The organism is Pseudomonas sp. BF-B-15 (genome assembly GCF_019946675.1).
Classification (GTDB): Bacteria; Pseudomonadota; Gammaproteobacteria; order Pseudomonadales; family Pseudomonadaceae; genus Aquipseudomonas; species Aquipseudomonas migulae.
In genome coordinates this window covers 39645-55904 of sequence record NZ_JAGYFZ010000020.1, presented here as the reverse complement: position 1 = coordinate 55904, position 16260 = coordinate 39645, and the positions used below count along the sequence as shown (strand labels likewise).

General features: G+C 59.5%; 18 protein-coding genes. 3 read left to right on the top strand and 15 right to left on the bottom strand.

Going from position 1 to position 16260, the window contains the following annotated elements; translation table 11 throughout:
* Positions 1 to 42: 42 nt before the first annotated feature.
* The 11 genes from KGA97_RS09280 to KGA97_RS29445 form a co-directional block, all read right to left on the bottom strand.
* Complete coding sequence (locus KGA97_RS09280) at positions 43 to 924, bottom strand: transporter substrate-binding domain-containing protein (RefSeq protein ID WP_223480647.1); 882 nt, start codon at positions 922 to 924, stop codon at positions 43 to 45.
* Positions 921 to 1703 carry an amino acid ABC transporter ATP-binding protein gene (locus tag KGA97_RS09275; protein ID WP_223480646.1) on the bottom strand — a complete coding sequence of 261 codons (783 nt, stop codon included), beginning with the start codon at positions 1701 to 1703 and terminating at the stop codon, positions 921 to 923. Before KGA97_RS09275 ends, KGA97_RS09280 begins: the two co-directional genes overlap by 4 nt.
* Positions 1700 to 2359, bottom strand: a complete 660-nt coding sequence (locus KGA97_RS09270; protein ID WP_223415282.1) for an amino acid ABC transporter permease — start codon at positions 2357 to 2359, stop codon at positions 1700 to 1702. Before KGA97_RS09270 ends, KGA97_RS09275 begins: the two co-directional genes overlap by 4 nt.
* Entirely contained in the window at positions 2340 to 3005 is a 666-nt protein-coding gene (locus KGA97_RS09265) for an amino acid ABC transporter permease (RefSeq protein ID WP_008032519.1), read from the bottom strand. The genes KGA97_RS09270 and KGA97_RS09265 overlap by 20 nt, the downstream gene beginning before the upstream one ends.
* A gap of 686 nt (positions 3006 to 3691) precedes the next feature.
* Positions 3692 to 4474, bottom strand: coding sequence for a MetQ/NlpA family ABC transporter substrate-binding protein (locus tag KGA97_RS09260; protein ID WP_008040224.1), 783 nt, complete (start codon positions 4472 to 4474; stop codon positions 3692 to 3694).
* A 377-nt stretch (positions 4475 to 4851) separates the two neighbouring features.
* Positions 4852 to 5781, bottom strand: a complete 930-nt coding sequence (locus KGA97_RS09255) for a sigma 54-interacting transcriptional regulator (RefSeq protein WP_192226693.1) — start codon at positions 5779 to 5781, stop codon at positions 4852 to 4854.
* A gap of 59 nt (positions 5782 to 5840) precedes the next feature.
* The gene (locus tag KGA97_RS09250; RefSeq protein ID WP_223480645.1) at positions 5841 to 6422 is read right to left on the bottom strand and encodes an alpha/beta hydrolase; all 582 of its coding nucleotides are present in this window, start codon (positions 6420 to 6422) and stop codon (positions 5841 to 5843) included.
* Positions 6423 to 6707: 285 nt separating this feature from the next.
* Positions 6708 to 7109 carry an ExbD/TolR family protein gene (locus KGA97_RS09245; RefSeq protein ID WP_003220570.1) on the bottom strand — a complete coding sequence of 134 codons (402 nt, stop codon included), beginning with the start codon at positions 7107 to 7109 and terminating at the stop codon, positions 6708 to 6710.
* A 1-nt stretch (position 7110) separates the two neighbouring features.
* On the bottom strand, positions 7111 to 7836 hold the full coding sequence (locus KGA97_RS09240; RefSeq protein WP_008045247.1) for a MotA/TolQ/ExbB proton channel family protein: 726 nt from the start codon (positions 7834 to 7836) through the stop codon (positions 7111 to 7113).
* 44 nt (positions 7837 to 7880) lie between these two features.
* On the bottom strand, positions 7881 to 8690 hold the full coding sequence (locus tag KGA97_RS09235) for an energy transducer TonB (protein ID WP_008034397.1): 810 nt from the start codon (positions 8688 to 8690) through the stop codon (positions 7881 to 7883).
* A gap of 120 nt (positions 8691 to 8810) precedes the next feature.
* Positions 8811 to 8936, bottom strand: coding sequence for a hypothetical protein (locus KGA97_RS29445; protein WP_263287974.1), 126 nt, complete (start codon positions 8934 to 8936; stop codon positions 8811 to 8813).
* Between the two features lie 199 nt (positions 8937 to 9135).
* Here KGA97_RS29445 and KGA97_RS09230 point away from each other — a divergent pair, with 199 nt between their 5' ends.
* On the top strand, positions 9136 to 10056 hold the full coding sequence (locus tag KGA97_RS09230; RefSeq protein WP_192226689.1) for a LysR family transcriptional regulator: 921 nt from the start codon (positions 9136 to 9138) through the stop codon (positions 10054 to 10056).
* Positions 10057 to 10122: 66 nt separating this feature from the next.
* Here KGA97_RS09230 and KGA97_RS09225 read toward each other — a convergent pair whose 3' ends face one another.
* Complete coding sequence (locus KGA97_RS09225) at positions 10123 to 11196, bottom strand: fatty acid desaturase (RefSeq protein WP_223480644.1); 1074 nt, start codon at positions 11194 to 11196, stop codon at positions 10123 to 10125.
* A gap of 100 nt (positions 11197 to 11296) precedes the next feature.
* On the opposite strand from KGA97_RS09225, the gene KGA97_RS09220 reads away from it, so the two are divergent.
* Entirely contained in the window at positions 11297 to 12301 is a 1005-nt protein-coding gene (locus tag KGA97_RS09220) for an AraC family transcriptional regulator (RefSeq protein WP_008034389.1), read from the top strand.
* 155 nt (positions 12302 to 12456) lie between these two features.
* On the opposite strand, the gene KGA97_RS09215 is transcribed toward KGA97_RS09220, so the two are convergent.
* Both KGA97_RS09215 and KGA97_RS09210 read right to left on the bottom strand, forming a co-directional pair.
* A complete protein-coding gene (locus tag KGA97_RS09215) occupies positions 12457 to 12822 on the bottom strand; it encodes a response regulator (RefSeq protein WP_008045259.1) in 366 nt (121 codons plus the stop codon).
* Between the two features lie 1018 nt (positions 12823 to 13840).
* Positions 13841 to 14527 carry a Crp/Fnr family transcriptional regulator gene (locus KGA97_RS09210; protein WP_223480643.1) on the bottom strand — a complete coding sequence of 229 codons (687 nt, stop codon included), beginning with the start codon at positions 14525 to 14527 and terminating at the stop codon, positions 13841 to 13843.
* An 84-nt stretch (positions 14528 to 14611) separates the two neighbouring features.
* On the opposite strand from KGA97_RS09210, the gene KGA97_RS09205 reads away from it, so the two are divergent.
* Positions 14612 to 15130 carry a DUF962 domain-containing protein gene (locus KGA97_RS09205; protein ID WP_008039690.1) on the top strand — a complete coding sequence of 173 codons (519 nt, stop codon included), beginning with the start codon at positions 14612 to 14614 and terminating at the stop codon, positions 15128 to 15130.
* A 138-nt stretch (positions 15131 to 15268) separates the two neighbouring features.
* Here the strand turns inward: KGA97_RS09205 and KGA97_RS09200 are convergent, their stop codons facing one another.
* A complete protein-coding gene (locus KGA97_RS09200; protein WP_008034095.1) occupies positions 15269 to 16258 on the bottom strand; it encodes a sulfate/molybdate ABC transporter ATP-binding protein in 990 nt (329 codons plus the stop codon).
* Positions 16259 to 16260 lie beyond the last annotated feature (2 nt).

Below are 16260 nucleotides of genomic sequence, written 5' to 3'. Positions count from 1 at the left end.
GCTCGCGATGGCGGCGGTGAGACCGCCGCAAAAGTTAAAGAATCACCCCTGCCACTTCCCACCCTCGACAATCACGCTCTCAGGCTTGGTGTCATCGCTCAATTCCTTGCGCACATACTGGTCGTACAGTTTAAGCAGATACTTCTCTTCACCCAGCTTCGCCAACTCGGCGTTCACCCAGTCACGCAGCTCGATGTTGCCTTTCTTCACCGCCGGTGCAATCGGCGCTTCTGCACCGAGTTTCTGATCCAGCACGCGGTAGCCAGGGTTCTGCTTGGCCCAGCTGAACAGCACCAGATTGTCCTGCGCATAGGCATCGCCACGACCGTTGGCCAGGGCTTGCAGGGACTCGGAGTTTTTCTCGAACTTCAGCAGTTTCCAGTCCGGGTGATTCTTGGTCAGCCAGATATCCGCCGTGGTGCCGGTGGTGACGATGGTGGTGCGGGTCGCCAGGTCATCGAGGTTTTTCACTTCGCTGGCCTGTGGCACTAATGCCTGTACTGCGACTTTCAGGTTCGGGTTGGTGAATTCCACCGCTTCCTTGCGCTCCGGGGTCACGGTCATGTTGGCCAGGATCAGGTCGACCTTGTCACTTTGCAGGAATGGAATCCGGCTCGCCGGTTCCACCGCGACGAATTCGACCTTGTTTTCATCGCCGAGCAGATCCTTGGCAAATTGACGGCCGATGTCAGTATCGAAACCAACGTAACGCCCCGCTTCATTGACGAAACCAAACGGCGGCTTGTCGGTAAAAACGCCGACGATCAACTTGTCCCGCGTCTTGATTTTGTCCAGGTAGCTGGCCGGCGCGGTGCTTTCGCTGGCGACTTTCGGCTTTGCGGGTTCTTCGGTTTTGTTGCAGCCGGCCAGCAACGCGAGGCCGAGCAACGGGAGTAACAGTAGAGAAGACTTGGCAGTTTTCATGGCAGTTCCAGTTCCTTTGTTTGAGTCGTTTTGGGTAGTGCGGCGACGTAGGAGAACTTCTCCAGGAACTGCTGCGCTCGTGCGGTTTGCGGGTTCGTAAAGAAAATCTCGGGAGGGTTTTGCTCAAGGATTCGCCCGGCATCCATGAACACGATGCGGTCAGCCACGGCGCGGGCGAACGCCATTTCGTGGGTGACGATCAACAGCGTCATGCCTTCGCGGGCCAGGCCCTGAATGACTTCCAGCACTTCCTTGACCATTTCCGGGTCGAGGGCGGCGGTGACTTCATCGAACAACATGACTTTGGGGTTCATGCACAACGAACGGACGATGGCGATGCGTTGCTGCTGGCCGCCGGAGAGCTGGCGAGGAAAGGCGTCGCGCTTGTCCGATAGGCCCACGCGCGCCAGCAAGGCTTCGGCCTGATCCCTGGCTTCGCGACGCTCGCGGTTTTGCACCTTGACCGGACCCAGCAGCAGGTTGTCGAGCACGCTCATGTGCGGGAACAGGTGATAGCTCTGGAACACCATGCCGATCTGCTGGCGCACTTCGCGCCAGTCGGTGCCTTTGTCCAGCAACTCTCGGCCGGCAAATGTCAGGCTGCCGCTGTGCGCGACTTCCAACCCGTTGAGGCAACGCAACAGGGTACTTTTACCGCAGCCGCTGGGGCCGAGGATGACGATCACTTCGCCGGACTTCACCTTCAGGTCGATGCCGTCGAGCACCTGCTGCTCGCCGAAAAACTTGTTGAAACCCTTGAACTCGATCAATGCGCTCATGCTTGCGTCCAGCGCCGCTCCAGCACGCGCGAGGCGGCCGAGAGCGGGTAGCAGATGAAAAAGAAAAACAGGAACAGCGCGCCGTAGATCAGCACGGATTCGTAGGTGCGTTCGATGATCTGCTGGCCGACCTTGATCACGTCTACCACGCCGATCAGCACCGCCAGGGAGCTGGTCTTGATGATCCGCGTGTAGACGTTGATGGTCGGCGGGGTCATGCGTTTCAGCGCCTGGGGCAGCAGCACGTAGCCGTAGAGTTGCGGGCCGTTCAAGCCGATCGACAGGCCTGCTTCACGCTGGCCGCGTGGCAACGAATGCAAGGCGCCGCGCACCACTTCACCGACCTCGCTGGCGCCCCACAGCGACAGCACCAGCACCGCGCACCAGAAGCTCGGAATGCTAAGGCCGAAGAAAATTGGCAGACCGAAGAACAGCAGATACAACCAGACCAGCACCGGGATCGCTCGGAACAGCTCCAGATACACGCGCAAAATCGCGTTCAGCCATTTCGAATTCAGCGTACGCAAAACGCCGTAAAGCACACCGCCAACGGTGCTGATGGCGATGCTCAGGAAAGAGATCGACAGGGTTTGCGCAGCGCCCTTGCCCAATTGCGGCAACGACACCCACAGCAACTCAAGACCCGAACTGGCCATGCTGAAGCCTCCTTTCCAGACGGCTGAGCAGCAGCGACAGCGGCAAAAACAGCAGTACGCAAATCAGCGTCAGCACGGCGAGCATTTCGTAGGTTTTGTAGTAGAGCGCGATGTAGCTTTTGGTGGTGTAGAGAATTTCCGGGACCGCCACGGCCGAGACCACGGTGGTCTCTTTCAGCAGGAAAATGAAATTGGCGAACAGCGACGGCAGGCTGAGGATGCCGGCCTGCGGCAGGATCACGTAGCGCAGCAATTGCCCGTGGGACAAGCCGATGGAGCGACCGGATTCGAGCTGCGCCTGGGGCACCGCGTCCACCCCGGCGCGCAGCACTTCCGTGAGGTAAGCGCCGCCCAGGAACGTCATGGTGATAATCGCCGCTGTGAAGCCTGACACCTTGATGCCCAGCGCCGGCAAGGCGAAATACACAAAGAACAGTTGAATGAGCAGCGGCGTGTTGCGCGCCAGTTCTACGTACAACCCGACCAGGCGTTGCAGGTAAGGCGTGCGGAACACCAGGATCGTCGCGTTGATCAAGGCCACCAGCAACGAGGTGCCGATGGCGATGAAGCCTACCTGCAGCGTAACGCCCACGGCCTTGAGAAACGCCGGCAGGGTGCTGAGGATAAAAGCGTAATCGAAGTTCATTAAACATCCTGGACGCCGCTCGGTAAGCGACGGTGGCGCAGTCCATGGGCGGTGGATAACCTCCCGGCAGGCACCGACTTTAAAGGTATAAGAATCGGAATTTAAATACCGTTAAAGCATATTGATATCACGCAAAAAACTATCCGGTGAATTTGCCGAGAAGGAGGAAGACGACTATTTTCCTTTTCGCTGTAGGAAGGATCTTTTTTTCGAAATAGCCCTCCAAGGACGCACAGCTTTTGGCCAGACTCCCGGCCGAACCATCACAAGGAAGAGAACATGGCTGACGTAAAAGTACCGCAACGGCTTGATCCGCAAGACATCGTGAAGCTGCTGGTGGCGTTGCGCAGGGCATTGAAGGCCAGGGCGGCCTAAGCCTCCGGAGCACGCCTACCCCCTGTAGGAGCGAGCCTGCTCGCGAAGGCGTCCTTCCAGAAAATCCGTGTCGTCTGGTTCGCGAGCAAGCTTCGCTCCTACAAGAGTGCGGTGTGTCCGTGATCTGTAGGAGCGAGGCTTGCCCGCGAAGGCGTCCGGCCTGATACACCGCGTTGTCTGATTCGCCAGCAAGCCGGCTCCTACAAGAGGCTCGCTCCTACATTTGGAATGTGCAGGCGCAATAAAAAACGCCGACGCTATTGCTAGCCGTCGGCGTTCGAAACCTTGAAGGGGTTTAATGCTGCGTCCAATCAGAACGCCGGCAGTACCGCGCCGCTATATTTCTTGGCGATGAAGGCTTTCACTTCCGGACTGGTCAACGCCTTGGCCAGTTTCTGGATGGCTACGCTGTCCTTGTTGTCTGGACGAGCCACCAGGAAGTTCACGTAAGGCGAATCAGCACCTTCGATCACCAGCGCATCTTTAGCCGGGTTCAGACCTGCTTCCAGCGCGTAGTTGGTGTTGATCAGGTCCAGGTCAACCTGGTCCAGAACGCGCGGCAACATGGCCGATTCCAGTTCCTTGAACTTGAAGTTGTGCGGGTTCTTGGCGATGTCTTTTGGAGTGGCCAAAGCGTTTTTCGGGTCTTTCAACTCGATCAGGCCAGCCTTCTGCAGCAGCAGCAGAGCACGACCGCTGTTGCTGCCTTCGTTCGGCAGAGCGATGGTCGCGCCGTTCGGCAGGTCAGCCAGTTTTTTGTACTTCTTCGAGTAGCCACCGAACGGTTCAACGTGAACGCCGATCACGGTCACCAGGTTGGTGCCTTTGCCTTCGTTGAAGTTTTTCAGGTACGGCAGGGTCTGGAAGTAGTTGGCGTCCAGACGCTTCTGGTCAACTTGTACGTTTGGCTGAACGTAGTCGGTGAACACTTTGATTTCCAGGTCCACGCCTTCTTTGGCGAGGGTTGGCTTGATCAGCTCCAGAATCTCGGCGTGTGGGACCGGGGTCGCCGCAATTACCAGTTTCTCGCCAGCCTGGGCCAGGCCCGCGGTCAGGGCAGCCGCCAATGCGGTGAACAACAGAACCTTTTTCATGCAGTGTCCTTATCGAAAATCACGGTCGTCATCGACGACGGCTTGTTTAGTACGAGTGCCAGTGAAGTGCTATCGCTGGCGTGAAGCGGACAATACCGGGATTTTTTATTCCCGAACAATATCTTTTATTCACTTTCATATTCCATTTTGTTCATACAGCTCTAACTCACGTGTTGGCTGCATTTCGCCGCACCCACCTGTAGGAGCGAGGCTTGCCCGCGAAGGCCTCCTTCCAGAAAATCCGTGTCGTCTGGTTCGCGAGCAAGCTTCGCTCCTACAAGAGCTCGGTGTGTTCGCGATCTGTAGGAGCGAGGCTTGCCCGCGAAGGCGTCCTTCCAGAAAATCCGTGTCGCCTGGTTCGCGAGCAAGCTTCGCTCCTACAAGAGTGCGGTGTTTTTGAGGAGTTGTTTGAGGGCGGCTTGTTCGGTGGCAGTGCCTTTGGTGAGGATGTGCCGGAGCTGCTGCTCGATCTGCGTCAGCGGCGCTGGTGCTTCGGGCAGGTTCAAATGTTCGGGCAGGATCTCGTCGCCAGTGCTGACCAGCAATGCAAAGTGGATGACGTTTTCCAGTTCCCGGGTGTTGCCCGGCCAGCTGTGCTGTTCCAGCAACTGCTGCGCAGCTTCGCTGATCAGCGGCACCGGCAGGTCCAGGCGCTGGCTGTAGATGCCCAGGAAGTACTCGGACAACGACAGGATATCGCCCACCCGCTCACGCAACGCCGGCAGTTCCAGCTGACCTTCGCTGAGGTAGTGATAAAGCCGCTCATGGAATTTCCCGGCAGCCACGGCTTGCGCCAGATCAATGCTGGTCGCGGCCACGAGACGCACGTCCACCGGGCTCGGTTGATGCGCGCCGACGCGGGTGACTTCGTGGTTTTCCAGTGCGGCGAGCAACTTGATCTGGATCGGCAGCGGCAAGTCGCCGATCTCGTCCAGGTACAGCGTGCCGCCATTGGCCGAACCGAACCAGCCAGCACGACTGCTCGCCGAACCGGTGTAACTGCCTGCGGCATAACCGAACAATTCGGCGTCGGCGTAGGTCGGGCTGATAGCGCCGCAATTGACCGACACGAACAACCCACCACGATCACTGGCGCGATGGATGTGCCGCGCCAGCAGTTCTTTACCACTACCGGTTTCGCCACGGATCAACACGGAGATCGAACGCGGGGCCAGTTGCTCCAGCTCGGCGCGCAATTGACGCGAGCGCGGATCGACGAACACCAGCGCCTTGGCGCGGATGCTCAGCGGACTTTTTTCTGCATCGGGAAAGGTCAGCAGCGGCTGACCGAAGGCTTCAAAACTCATGGCAGACTCCCGCCCAAAACCGCCGGGAGACGGGGGGCGATGTTAAAAAAAGAAAAGGTTCAAGCGCGGCGCAGGGCGTGATGTTCCATGCGGTTTTGCAGGCGATACAGATAAGCAAAACCCTGCTCCCAGCGCTGATGACCGGACTTCACGTTGATGTGTCCGGCACCCGACAGTATTCCTGCCTCGGCGCCCCAGTTACGTGCCAGTTCCAACGCACGCGGTGCGCTGACAGCGGCGTCGTTGTCGGAGCTGACCACCTGGCTCGGGAACGGTAAAAGGCTCGTCGGAATCGGTGCGAAGTTGCGCAAGGCTGGCGCGCAGGCCGGACGCTCGACGTCTGCCGGTGCAACCAGCAAAGCACCGCGCACCTGGCGCAAAAAATTCAGCGGGGCAGTGGCCGCCCAATGCGCGACCGTGATGCAACCCAGGCTATGGGCAATCAAAATCACCGGCGTGCTGTCAGCGGCAATCGCCTCGGCCAATGCCGCCACCCAGTCTTCACGACGGGGCGTCAGCCAATCGGCCTGCTCCACCCGCGCGCTGTTCGGCAAGCTGCTCTGCCAGTGGCTTTGCCAATGATCTTCTGGCGATCCTTGCCAGCCCGGCACAATCAGATAGCGAATTGATTCGTTGCGCATGGGGGAACTCTCCTGCTGCGTGTCTGTTCCTGATCGAGTATAGGGAGGAGAGTTATATTCGTTAAGGAATAAGAAGCTATTTATTAAGACCCATAAAGAATATAAGAAGCACACGACCTGTAGGAGCCGGCTTGCTGGCGATAGCGGTGCGTCAGACAACATTTTCGTTGGCTGGAAGGACGCGATCGCCAGCAAGCCGGCTCCTACAGGACCGTGGGTTTTCTTGAGGCATAAAAAAGGGGCCGCACCCTGCCAAGGAGACGGCCCCGGAAAATCGAAAATCGGTCAGCGTGCGGTAATCACCGACAACTTGGTAATCCCTGCCCGCTCAATCGACGCCATGGCTCGCGCCACTTCGCCGTAATTCACCCCGTCGTCCGCCTGCAATTGCACACGCACTTCGGGATCCTTGGCCTTCGCCGACTTGAGGTTGAACTCCAGCAAGTCCGGCTGAATCTCGTCCTTGTTGATAAACAACTTCCCGGCACCGTCGATGCTCACGACCAGCGGGTCCTTCTGCTCCACCGGCGCCACGGCCTCGGTCTTGGGCAGGTTGATCGGGATCGCGTTGGTCAGCAGCGGCGCGGTGACGATAAACACCACCAGCAGCACCAGCATCACATCCACCAGCGGTGTCACGTTGATCTCGCTCAGCACCTCATCGCTGTCTTGCGTGGAGAAAGCCATCTCAGGACGCCTCCTTCACTTTCTGTGCGCTGCCCGATGCAGCGGTTTTATGCGCCGTCGGATGAATCAGCACACGGAACGAACTCTTCTGCGCCAGGCTGTAGAAGTCATGGGCGAAGTCATCCAGGTCCGCCGCCGTCAGTTTCAGACGACGCAAAAAGTAGTTGTAAACCAGCACCGCCGGTACCGCGACGGCGATCCCCACACCGGTCGCCACCAGCGCCGCGCCAATCGGCCCGGCCACGGTTTCCAGGCTGGCGGAGCCCGCTGCGCTGATTCCTTTCAACGCCTCCATGATTCCCCACACAGTGCCGAACAAACCAATGAACGGCGACGTACTGCCAATACTTGCGACCACCGCCAAACCTGTTTCCAGCGAGCGGCGCTCACGCACGATCTGCTGACGCAAGGCGCGCTCAAGACGATCCTGATGGTTGATCGCCTGACTCAAATCCGCCGCTTGTGGCGCCTCCCCTACCTGTATGGCCGCGTAGCCAGCCTGGGCCACTCGGGCCGCCGCGCCGGGCTGGGTCTCGGCCAGCTCCGCCGCCGAATCAAGGCTCGACGCCGCCCAGAACTGCTTATGAAACTTTCGGTCCTGCACCTTGAGACGGCCGAACTGCACGCCTTTGAGCAACGCCAGGCCCCAAGTGGCAACGGAAAAAACCACCAGCAGCCAGATCACCGCGCTTTCGATAGATTCAAGTGGAGATGCCAGTAACGTCATGATGAGTTCCTCGTGTAAACGTTTCGCGCGAATTTGGTTGCGGTTTAATGAAGCTTGAAATCGATGGGCACGCTGACCCAGCCGTCCTGGGCGACCTCACCCTGCTTGGCCGGCACGAAACTCCAACGTTTCACGGCATTGATCGCCGCCTCATCGAGGGAATCGCGACCACTGCCTTTCTGGATCTGAATCTCGCCAGGCTTGCCGTTGGCCAACACATGCACCCGCAATAACACCGTGCCTTCCCAACCGCGACGCACGGCTTGCGACGGGTATTCCGGCGCCGGGTTTTTCAGGTACGCGGCATTGGCCGAGGCAGGCGTCACCGGCGCGGGCGCCGGTGGTGCAGGTGGCGCCGGGGCCGCGACAGGTGCTGCCGGTTGTGGCGGCGCAGGCGGTTGCGGGGCGACTTTTTGCACCGGTTTCGGCACAGGCTTGGCGACCGGTTTTGGCTTGGGAATCGGTTTCGGTGGCGGCGGCTTCACGGCCAGCTCGTCTTCCACCGGCGGCGGTGGTTCGACCACGGGTTGCACCGGCTGCGGCGGTGGCGGCTCGACCACGGGCGGCGCCGGACGCGAGAATTCAATCGTCATCGGCGGAATTTCCGGCGGCACGATCGGCAATGCCTTGGTCGGTTGCTGATTGACCCAATAGATGACTGCGCCATGCACCAGCAGCGCCAGCACACCGAGCAGAATCGTTTCCCGGCGACTCAGAATGCCCTTGGGCGCACGCTGCAAACGCAGCTGCCCCAAGGGCACTCGGTGCACCCGGCCGAGGTCGACCAACTCGCCACCTGGCGCCTGGCGCCACAGCACCTCGTGTGCGCTGGCGGCGGTCTGGACATTGCCCATTGCTTAACTCCCTGCGGTCTCTTTGCGGATAACCGAAACGTCGTGCCAGACATCCCCCGACGACGTATCGATGGGTGAATCATTGAGGCAGACGCTTATCTCAGAAAGTAATCTTTAAAGTTATGCATAGACCAAAATCGAATATAAAAGACCAGCCATCGGCTCCAGGCCTTGCCCGGCAAGGGCTGCGGGCAACAGGCTGAAATCACATGCTTTTAAGGCATCGAAAATATTCACCAAAGGCATGATTTCGGGACCATTTTCACGGCCACGAGGCCTTGGCACCGACAATCGGGCGGCAGGAACAACGCTCTATTGATATTCTTTTATCATCTAATAGTTATTTGATTGCTTCGTTGACGGAATAAGCGATTACCTTTAAAAAACCTCAACCACGCTCGTCGCACATGCCATCGAGGTCGTTTCAGGATGCCGGGAAAAACCTATGGACCTTCGTCAGCTGCGTTACTTCATTGCCCTCACCGAACACCGAAGTTTCGTACGGGCAGCCGACGCCATGGGCATCACTCAGCCGGCATTCAGTCGCAGTATTCAAGGGCTTGAACAGGAATTCGGCTGTGCATTGGTGGACCGTGGCAACAAGGACTTGCGCCCCACGCCGGAAGGTCAGGTGGTGCTGCAACATGCGCTGACGCTGGTACAGGGCGCGGCACTGCTCAACGCCGAAGTCACGCAAATGACCAAGCTCGACGCCGGTGAACTGCGGTTCGGCTGCGGCCCGGCGCCGGCGGTAAAACTGGTGCCGGATGCGGTGGCGCAATTCATCGGTGCCCACCCGAAAATACGCACCTGCTTTCAGGTGGATAACTGGGAAAAACTCAGTCGCGCCCTGAGCCGTGAAGAGATCGAATTTTTCATCGCCGACATCCGCCATTTCGAAGCAGATCCGAACTTTCAGACCCGAGCGTTGACACCCAAACGCGGCGTGTTTTTCTGCCGTCCGGGGCATCCGTTGCTGGCCAAGGAAAGCCTGTCGACCAACGACATGTTCGATTACCCGCTGGCGACCACGCTGATCCCGCCGGGCATTCGCAAACTGCTGGCGAACCTCAGCGGCCGGATCGATTTTTCACCGACCATCGAGACCGAGCATTTTGCGGCGCTGGCCAGGATCGTGCTGCAATCGAACGCCATCGGAGTAGGCACGGAGGAAGCGTTTGTCGAGGACATCGCCGACGGTTCGCTGGTGCTGCTGCACTGGCGAAACCTGCCGCCGCACATCGAGAGCATGAGCGTGCGGTGCGGGATTGTCAGCCGCACGGGGTTCCGGTTGTCACCGGCTGCGCGGGCGATGATCGAGACGTTGGTGGCGCTGGACAAGCAGGATGTCAGCGTCGCGGTTTGAACAGAACGACCGCTTTCGCCGGCAAGCCACCCCCCTGTAGGAGCTGGCTTGCCAGCGAAGAGGCCCTCAGACACGACCCCCCTCTACAGCCTGCGCCTCAATTTCCTCTTTACGAACAAACCGGTTCGCCCGCCCGAACGTCCCGAAATCGTTAAACCGCACGCCCATCTCGCGCATCACCTTGTGCGCCACCGGCACGGTCAACTGGCGGATGTAAAACGGTTCCTTCACCACGAAGTGATGGATCCCGTGGCTGCTGCCGAAGTTGAAGCAGAACGCCTGCAACGGCCACATCCACCACGGGTTCAGTACCTGGGTTTGCTGGATCACGTTCCCCGGCTCCACATCGCCGTAGTAATGCATGTTCGAGCTGACAAAGTGCAGGCAAAACGTGCGCAGCACATTCGGGCCGATGATCACCACTGCCGCGATATCGATCACCTGCATCACCGAGAGCGTGGTCGCCGACCATTCAATCGGTGCTCCCAGCAAATGGGCGACGCCGTTAGCAGCGTGGAAGCCGAGAAACACGTACCACGCGCCCCAATGCACCAGCGCGAGCGGCGCATAGACCTTCAACGCACGCTTGATGATGCTGAACTTGTGGGTCCAGGTCTTGGCCCGCAGCATGCGGATGAACGCCGACATCAAGTTGTCGCCGACCATCAATAGCCGCGCAAAACCCCACGGCTCGCCGTTGGTGATCGCGCGCTCTTCCATGTCGGCTTCAGTGCCGGACACCTTGTGGTGATTGAGGTGCAGATGCCGGCGAATCCATGGGTTGATCGTGCTCGGCCGCGCCAGCCACACCAGGCCCATCATCAGATTGTGCGGCACGCGTTGTTTACGGAAGTACATGCTATGAATCAGGTCGTGCTCCAGCTCGTGGGTCAGCGACGCAAAGAACGCGTTGAGCAGCAGACATGCCCACCAGGCCATGTACCCGCCGATGTACAGCGCTGCCGAACCGATCATTCCCGCCAAAGCAAAGGCCAGAATGCCCGCGCCCAAGGCGTCCTGATGGTTGAGAATCGGGTAGCGTTTACGCAGTTCGACGCCTTTGGCCAACACCACTTCGCGAATATGAGCAGATCGCTGAGCTGCATTCAGTCGCTGGGGACTTGCAGAAGTACCGTCCATGCTTCCATCCTCTGGTTATTGATGTTCGCATCCTGCCGTGTGAACCTTCACAAGGCGGTAGCCCTGGACGCCAACCTGTTGACTGGAAGCGCCAATCAGCATGACTGAACCGACCTCCCTCGCCAGCTGGACCCGCGCCCTGCGCAAGCAACTCGATGCGCTGGGCCTCGACAGCACCGCGCTGTGCCACCAGGCGGGGCTCGACCCGCAATTGATGGACGACCCGAACGCCCGTTACCCGTTGTCGGGCACTACGCGGCTGTGGGAAATCGCGGTGCAGGTCAGCGGCGATCCGGCGATCGGCTTGCGGGTATCGCGATTCGTCAGCCCGACCACCTTTCACGCACTCGGCTATGCGCTGGTGGCCAGCGGCAGTTTGCGCGAAGTGTTCGAGCGCATCGTGCGTTATCACCAGGTGGTCAGCGATGCCCTGGATCTTGAATTGAGCCGCACCGAGGATCGCTATCGCTTCCGCCTGAAAATCCCGCCAGGCAACCCGGCGCCAGCGTTCGAAGCCATCGACGCTTTCACCGCGATTTACGTGCGCACCTGCCGCAACCGACTGGGCCGCGACTACGCGCCGCTCGCGGTGTACCTGCGTCGCCCGGAACCGGCCGACGCGCATCAATGGCACAAAGTCTTCCGCTCACCGGTGCACTTTTCGGCCGACGAAGACCGGCTGGAGTTTGCGCTGGTGGACTTCGACAGTCACTTGGACGACGCCAACCCGGAACTTGCCGAACACAACGAAACCGTGCTCAAACGCACGCTGGCGCAGCTCAAACCGCTGACCTGGGAGCGCAAGGTCCGCGACGCCATTGAAGAGCAACTGCCCGAAGGTGAGCCCAGCGCCGAACACATCGCCAAGGCCTTGCACCTGAGCTTGCGCAGCCTGCAACGGCATTTGGCAGACGAGGGTTGCCGGTTCGACACGCTGCTCAATGAAAGCCGCGAAAACCTCGCGCTGCTGCACCTGCGCGACCCGCAATGCTCGTTGAGCGAGATCAGTTATTTGTTGGGGTTTGCGGATACGAGCAGTTTCAGCCGCGCGTTCAAGCGCTGGACGGGGATGACGCCGGGGCAGTTTCGGGATGGGTTGCGGTGACAGGATTCTAAAGGTGTGCTGAATGTTCCGGCCTCATCGCGAGCAGGCTCGCTCCCACAATGGATCTTCAGCGAACACAAAAATTTCCTGGCAACGCAGCCCCCTGTGGGAGCGAGCCTGCTCGCGAAGGCAATTGCCCAGGCACCGCAGAAGCTTCAGCGCCCCCGATCCCGCCGCACCAACTTGCGCACCCGCGCCACCAACTCGCTCACGGCAAACGGCTTGAGCAGATAATCGTCCTCATGCAGCTCCAACCCGCGCAGGCGATCTTCAATGCCATCCTTTGTGGTGAGAAACAGCACCGGCGTCTCGCCGAGCTTGCGGATCTGTTGCTGCAATTGCCAGCCGTTCAACCCCGGTAGCATGACGTCAAGAATGATCAGCTCGTATTCGCCAGACTCGATGAAGCGGCGGCCGTCCATGCCATTGAGCGCCACATCCACCGAGTAACTCGCTTCGCTCAGGCCGTTGGCCAGGAGTTTGGCGGTCTCCGGCTCGTCTTCCACTAACAGCACACGCATGGCACACCTCGATTGTCGTCGTCACAGGCTAGGCGCCTTCGCGGACAAAGCCCACCTTTACTGTGACCGGCGGGTTGGGTTTGTGGTTTGGGGTACATATCCGTTTCTGCGGTTATGGCGGCTATTGGTTTCGCCCTTACGGCGAGTCACTTTCGAAAAGCGCGAAAGTAACCAAAGCGCTCTTGCCCCTTTCGTTCGGTGCCTCGCCTAGGCTCGGCATACCCTCGCTCCGGTCCTGCTCCGTGGGCCCGCCGCCATCGGCCATCCATGGCCGGGGGCGGCTAACCCGGCATCCATGCCGGGTTGCCCACTGCGCAGAACCGCCACTCGGCCTCTCGAGGGGGCGCTCAGATCAAAAGCGGAAGGCGAGCTAACGCTCGGCCTGATGAGTGGTGAGAAGCAAAAGCAAACGCGATTCCCTGTAGGAGCGAGGCTTGCCCGCGAAAAACGACCGGGCAACGCGTTCATTCAGACAGCACGCGTTATCGTTGACGTCCATCGCTGGCAAGCCAGCTCCTACAATTTTGAATCGTGTGAACCCAATCACCGTGTAGGAGCCGGCTTGCTGGCGATGGCGGTGGGTCAGTCGACGTTTGTATTGGCTGGACGGACGCTATCGCCAGCAAGCCGGCTCCTACAGTTGATCGGTGTACATATCCGGAGTAAGTGACCGCAGCAGTGAAGGAGAACGCATACGCAAATGAGCCAGGTCGGCTTTCAGGCCGCCTCGGCGGCTGTGGCGGTGGTCGCCCCCTCGAGAGGCTGAGTGGAGGTTCTGCGCAGTGGGCAACCCGGCATGGATGCCGGGTTAGCCGCGCACGGCCAAGGATGGCCGATCGCGGCGGGCCCACGGAGCAGGACCGGAGCGAGGGTATGCCGAGCATTAGCGAGGCACCGAACGAAAGGGGCAAGAGCGCTTTGGTTACTTTCGCGCTTTTCGAAAGTGACTCGCCGTAAGGGCGAAACCGCCAGCCGCCATAACAAAACTAACGGATACACCCCCAAACACCAGGCAACTTTAAAAAATCGCCAACGCCCGCAACCGCTCGGCATCCAGAATCTCAATCTCACCGTACTTCAAATTCAAAATCCCCTGCCCCTGCAATTCCTTGAGCAGCTGATTGGTGGTCTGGCGTGACAGCGACAGCATTGAGGCCAGCTGTTCCTGCGGCAGTTGCAGCACGCGCCGCGGCGGGGCGATTTCGCCGTAACCGTCGGCGATCATCAGCAAGCGATGCGCCAACCGTGCAGGCGCCGGCATCAGGCTCAACTGTTCGAGGTTGATGAAGGTCAGGCGCAGTTTCTGGCTCATCAGCAACGCCAGTTGCCGCCAGTACACCGGTTGCTCATCAAGCAAGGCCAGCAGCGCGGTTTGCGGGATGTGCAACAGGATGCACTGGCCGACGCCGAACGCATCATGGGTACGTGGCTGGCCGTCGAACAGGCAGATTTCGCCAAACCAATGCGGTGACTCCACGAGGCTCAACAACGCTTCCTTGCCCTGCTCGCTGACAGCGCCGATTCGAACGGAACCTTCGAGCACCGCGTACAAGCCGCACGGCGGATCGCCGCGCTTGAACAGCCGCTGCCCCGACGCCAGCCGCCGCACCTTGGCGCTGGCCAACAGACTATTCTGTAGAGGAACAGGTAGATGACTGAACCACTGCCCCGCTTCCAGGCGCGAACGCCAAACCTGCATGTCCATGAAAACTCCTGGAGATTGTCGCCTGGCTGACAGAGCGAGTGATGAACCCGGGGCATGATCAATCACCCTACAGGAGGAATAACAATGAAAAGCCTCGTTGACCATCTCAGTCAATACGCCGCCTACCACCGTGATCCGCGCAATATTGCCAGCCACTTTATCGGTATTCCGCTGATTGTGGTCGCTGTCGCGGTGTTGCTGTCGCGGCCGCAATGGGCCGCAGGCTGGCTTTCACCGGCAGTGCTGGTCTCGCTGGCATCGGCGTGGTTCTACCTGCGCCTGGAACTGCGTTTAGGCGTGCTGATGACGGTGCTGCTCGGTCTGTGCGTTTGGGCGGGTCATGTGCTGGCACAGCAAAGCACACTGGTGTGGCTGGCGAGCGGCGTCGGGATGTTTGTGATCGGCTGGGCGATTCAGTTTGTCGGGCATCATTACGAAGGACGCAAACCGGCGTTTGTCGATGATGTGACGGGGTTGATTGTCGGGCCGTTGTTTGTGGTGGTTGAGTTGGCGTTTTTGCTGGGGATGCGACGGGATTTGAAAGAGCAGATCGAGGCGCGGGTAGGGGGTGTTCGGGTCAATCCGAAGCGCGCTGCTGCGTAGTTTTGCATTCGCGGGCAAGCCCGCTCCCACAGGGGGTTTGTGTACACCGCAATACTGTAGGAGCCGGCTTGCCGGCGATCAACGATAACGCGGTGTGTCAGCCACACCGCCATCGCCGGCAAGCCGGCTCCTACAGGGTTAGATGTTGGCGACTTTCTGCCAGACCTTTGGCTTGAAGAACAACGTCTCGCCCTTCGCCAGACCGATCAGGCTGTCGTGATCCTTCACCACTTCCGCTTCGATCAAATCACTCTGTCCTTCGACCTTCAACGTCACCCGGGTCGTCGCGCCCAGCGGACGGATATCGCGCACTTCGGCCGCGTGGTGATCCTCCAGTTCATGCCGCGACAGCGACACTTCATGCGGACGGAACAGCACGTGTTTGTCTTCGCCCAGATGCAGACGGTTCGAATCGCCGAGGAAGTGATAAACGAAATCGCTGGCCGGGTTTTCGTAGACGTCGCCCGGTGAGCCGATCTGCTCGATCACCCCTTTGTTCATCACCACGATACGGTCGGCCACTTCCATCGCCTCTTCCTGGTCGTGGGTCACGAACACGGAAGTCAGGTTGATGTCTTCGTGCAGCCGTGCCAGCCAGCGACGCAGCTCCTTGCGGACCTTGGCGTCAAGGGCCCCGAACGGTTCGTCGAGCAGCAGCACTTTCGGCTCAACCGCCAAGGCACGAGCCAGCGCGATACGCTGACGCTGACCGCCGGAGAGTTGTTCCGGGTAACGATCCGACAACCAGTCCAGTTGCACCATGTTCAGCAATTCGTGGACCTTCACCGCGATCTGGCTTTCAGTCGGGCGCTGGTTTTTCGGTTTCATGCGCAAGCCGAACGCGACGTTGTCGAACACCGTCATGTGGCGGAACAACGCATAGTGCTGGAACACGAACCCGACGTTGCGATCACGCACGTCGTGGCCGGAAACGTCTTCACCGTGGAACACGATGTTGCCCTGATCCGGGGTTTCCAGACCGGCGATGATCCGCAGCAGCGTGGTCTTGCCGCAACCCGACGGGCCGAGCAGCGCCACGAGTTCGCCGCTTTGAATGTCCAGGCTGATGTCATTGAGGGCCTTGAACGCATTGAAATTCTTGCTGACGTTACGCACTTCGATCGACATGA

What these genes read in the sequence shown, in the direction of transcription:
- KGA97_RS09280 (WP_223480647.1), bottom strand. Translation starts at nt 924, where the DNA reads ATGAAAACTGCCAAGTCTTCTCTACTGTTACTCCCGTTGCTCGGCCTC.
- KGA97_RS09275 (WP_223480646.1), bottom strand. Translation starts at nt 1,703, where the DNA reads ATGAGCGCATTGATCGAGTTCAAGGGTTTCAACAAGTTTTTCGGCGAG.
- KGA97_RS09270 (WP_223415282.1), bottom strand. Translation starts at nt 2,359, where the DNA reads ATGGCCAGTTCGGGTCTTGAGTTGCTGTGGGTGTCGTTGCCGCAATTG.
- KGA97_RS09265 (WP_008032519.1), bottom strand. Translation starts at nt 3,005, where the DNA reads ATGAACTTCGATTACGCTTTTATCCTCAGCACCCTGCCGGCGTTTCTC.
- KGA97_RS09260 (WP_008040224.1), bottom strand. Translation starts at nt 4,474, where the DNA reads ATGAAAAAGGTTCTGTTGTTCACCGCATTGGCGGCTGCCCTGACCGCG.
- KGA97_RS09255 (WP_192226693.1), bottom strand. Translation starts at nt 5,781, where the DNA reads ATGAGTTTTGAAGCCTTCGGTCAGCCGCTGCTGACCTTTCCCGATGCA.
- KGA97_RS09250 (WP_223480645.1), bottom strand. Translation starts at nt 6,422, where the DNA reads ATGCGCAACGAATCAATTCGCTATCTGATTGTGCCGGGCTGGCAAGGA.
- KGA97_RS09245 (WP_003220570.1), bottom strand. Translation starts at nt 7,109, where the DNA reads ATGGCTTTCTCCACGCAAGACAGCGATGAGGTGCTGAGCGAGATCAAC.
- KGA97_RS09240 (WP_008045247.1), bottom strand. Translation starts at nt 7,836, where the DNA reads ATGACGTTACTGGCATCTCCACTTGAATCTATCGAAAGCGCGGTGATC.
- KGA97_RS09235 (WP_008034397.1), bottom strand. Translation starts at nt 8,690, where the DNA reads ATGGGCAATGTCCAGACCGCCGCCAGCGCACACGAGGTGCTGTGGCGC.
- KGA97_RS29445 (WP_263287974.1), bottom strand. Translation starts at nt 8,936, where the DNA reads ATGCCTTTGGTGAATATTTTCGATGCCTTAAAAGCATGTGATTTCAGC.
- KGA97_RS09230 (WP_192226689.1), top strand. Translation starts at nt 9,136, where the DNA reads ATGGACCTTCGTCAGCTGCGTTACTTCATTGCCCTCACCGAACACCGA.
- KGA97_RS09225 (WP_223480644.1), bottom strand. Translation starts at nt 11,196, where the DNA reads ATGGACGGTACTTCTGCAAGTCCCCAGCGACTGAATGCAGCTCAGCGA.
- KGA97_RS09220 (WP_008034389.1), top strand. Translation starts at nt 11,297, where the DNA reads ATGACTGAACCGACCTCCCTCGCCAGCTGGACCCGCGCCCTGCGCAAG.
- KGA97_RS09215 (WP_008045259.1), bottom strand. Translation starts at nt 12,822, where the DNA reads ATGCGTGTGCTGTTAGTGGAAGACGAGCCGGAGACCGCCAAACTCCTG.
- KGA97_RS09210 (WP_223480643.1), bottom strand. Translation starts at nt 14,527, where the DNA reads ATGGACATGCAGGTTTGGCGTTCGCGCCTGGAAGCGGGGCAGTGGTTC.
- KGA97_RS09205 (WP_008039690.1), top strand. Translation starts at nt 14,612, where the DNA reads ATGAAAAGCCTCGTTGACCATCTCAGTCAATACGCCGCCTACCACCGT.
- KGA97_RS09200 (WP_008034095.1), bottom strand. Translation starts at nt 16,258, where the DNA reads ATGTCGATCGAAGTGCGTAACGTCAGCAAGAATTTCAATGCGTTCAAG.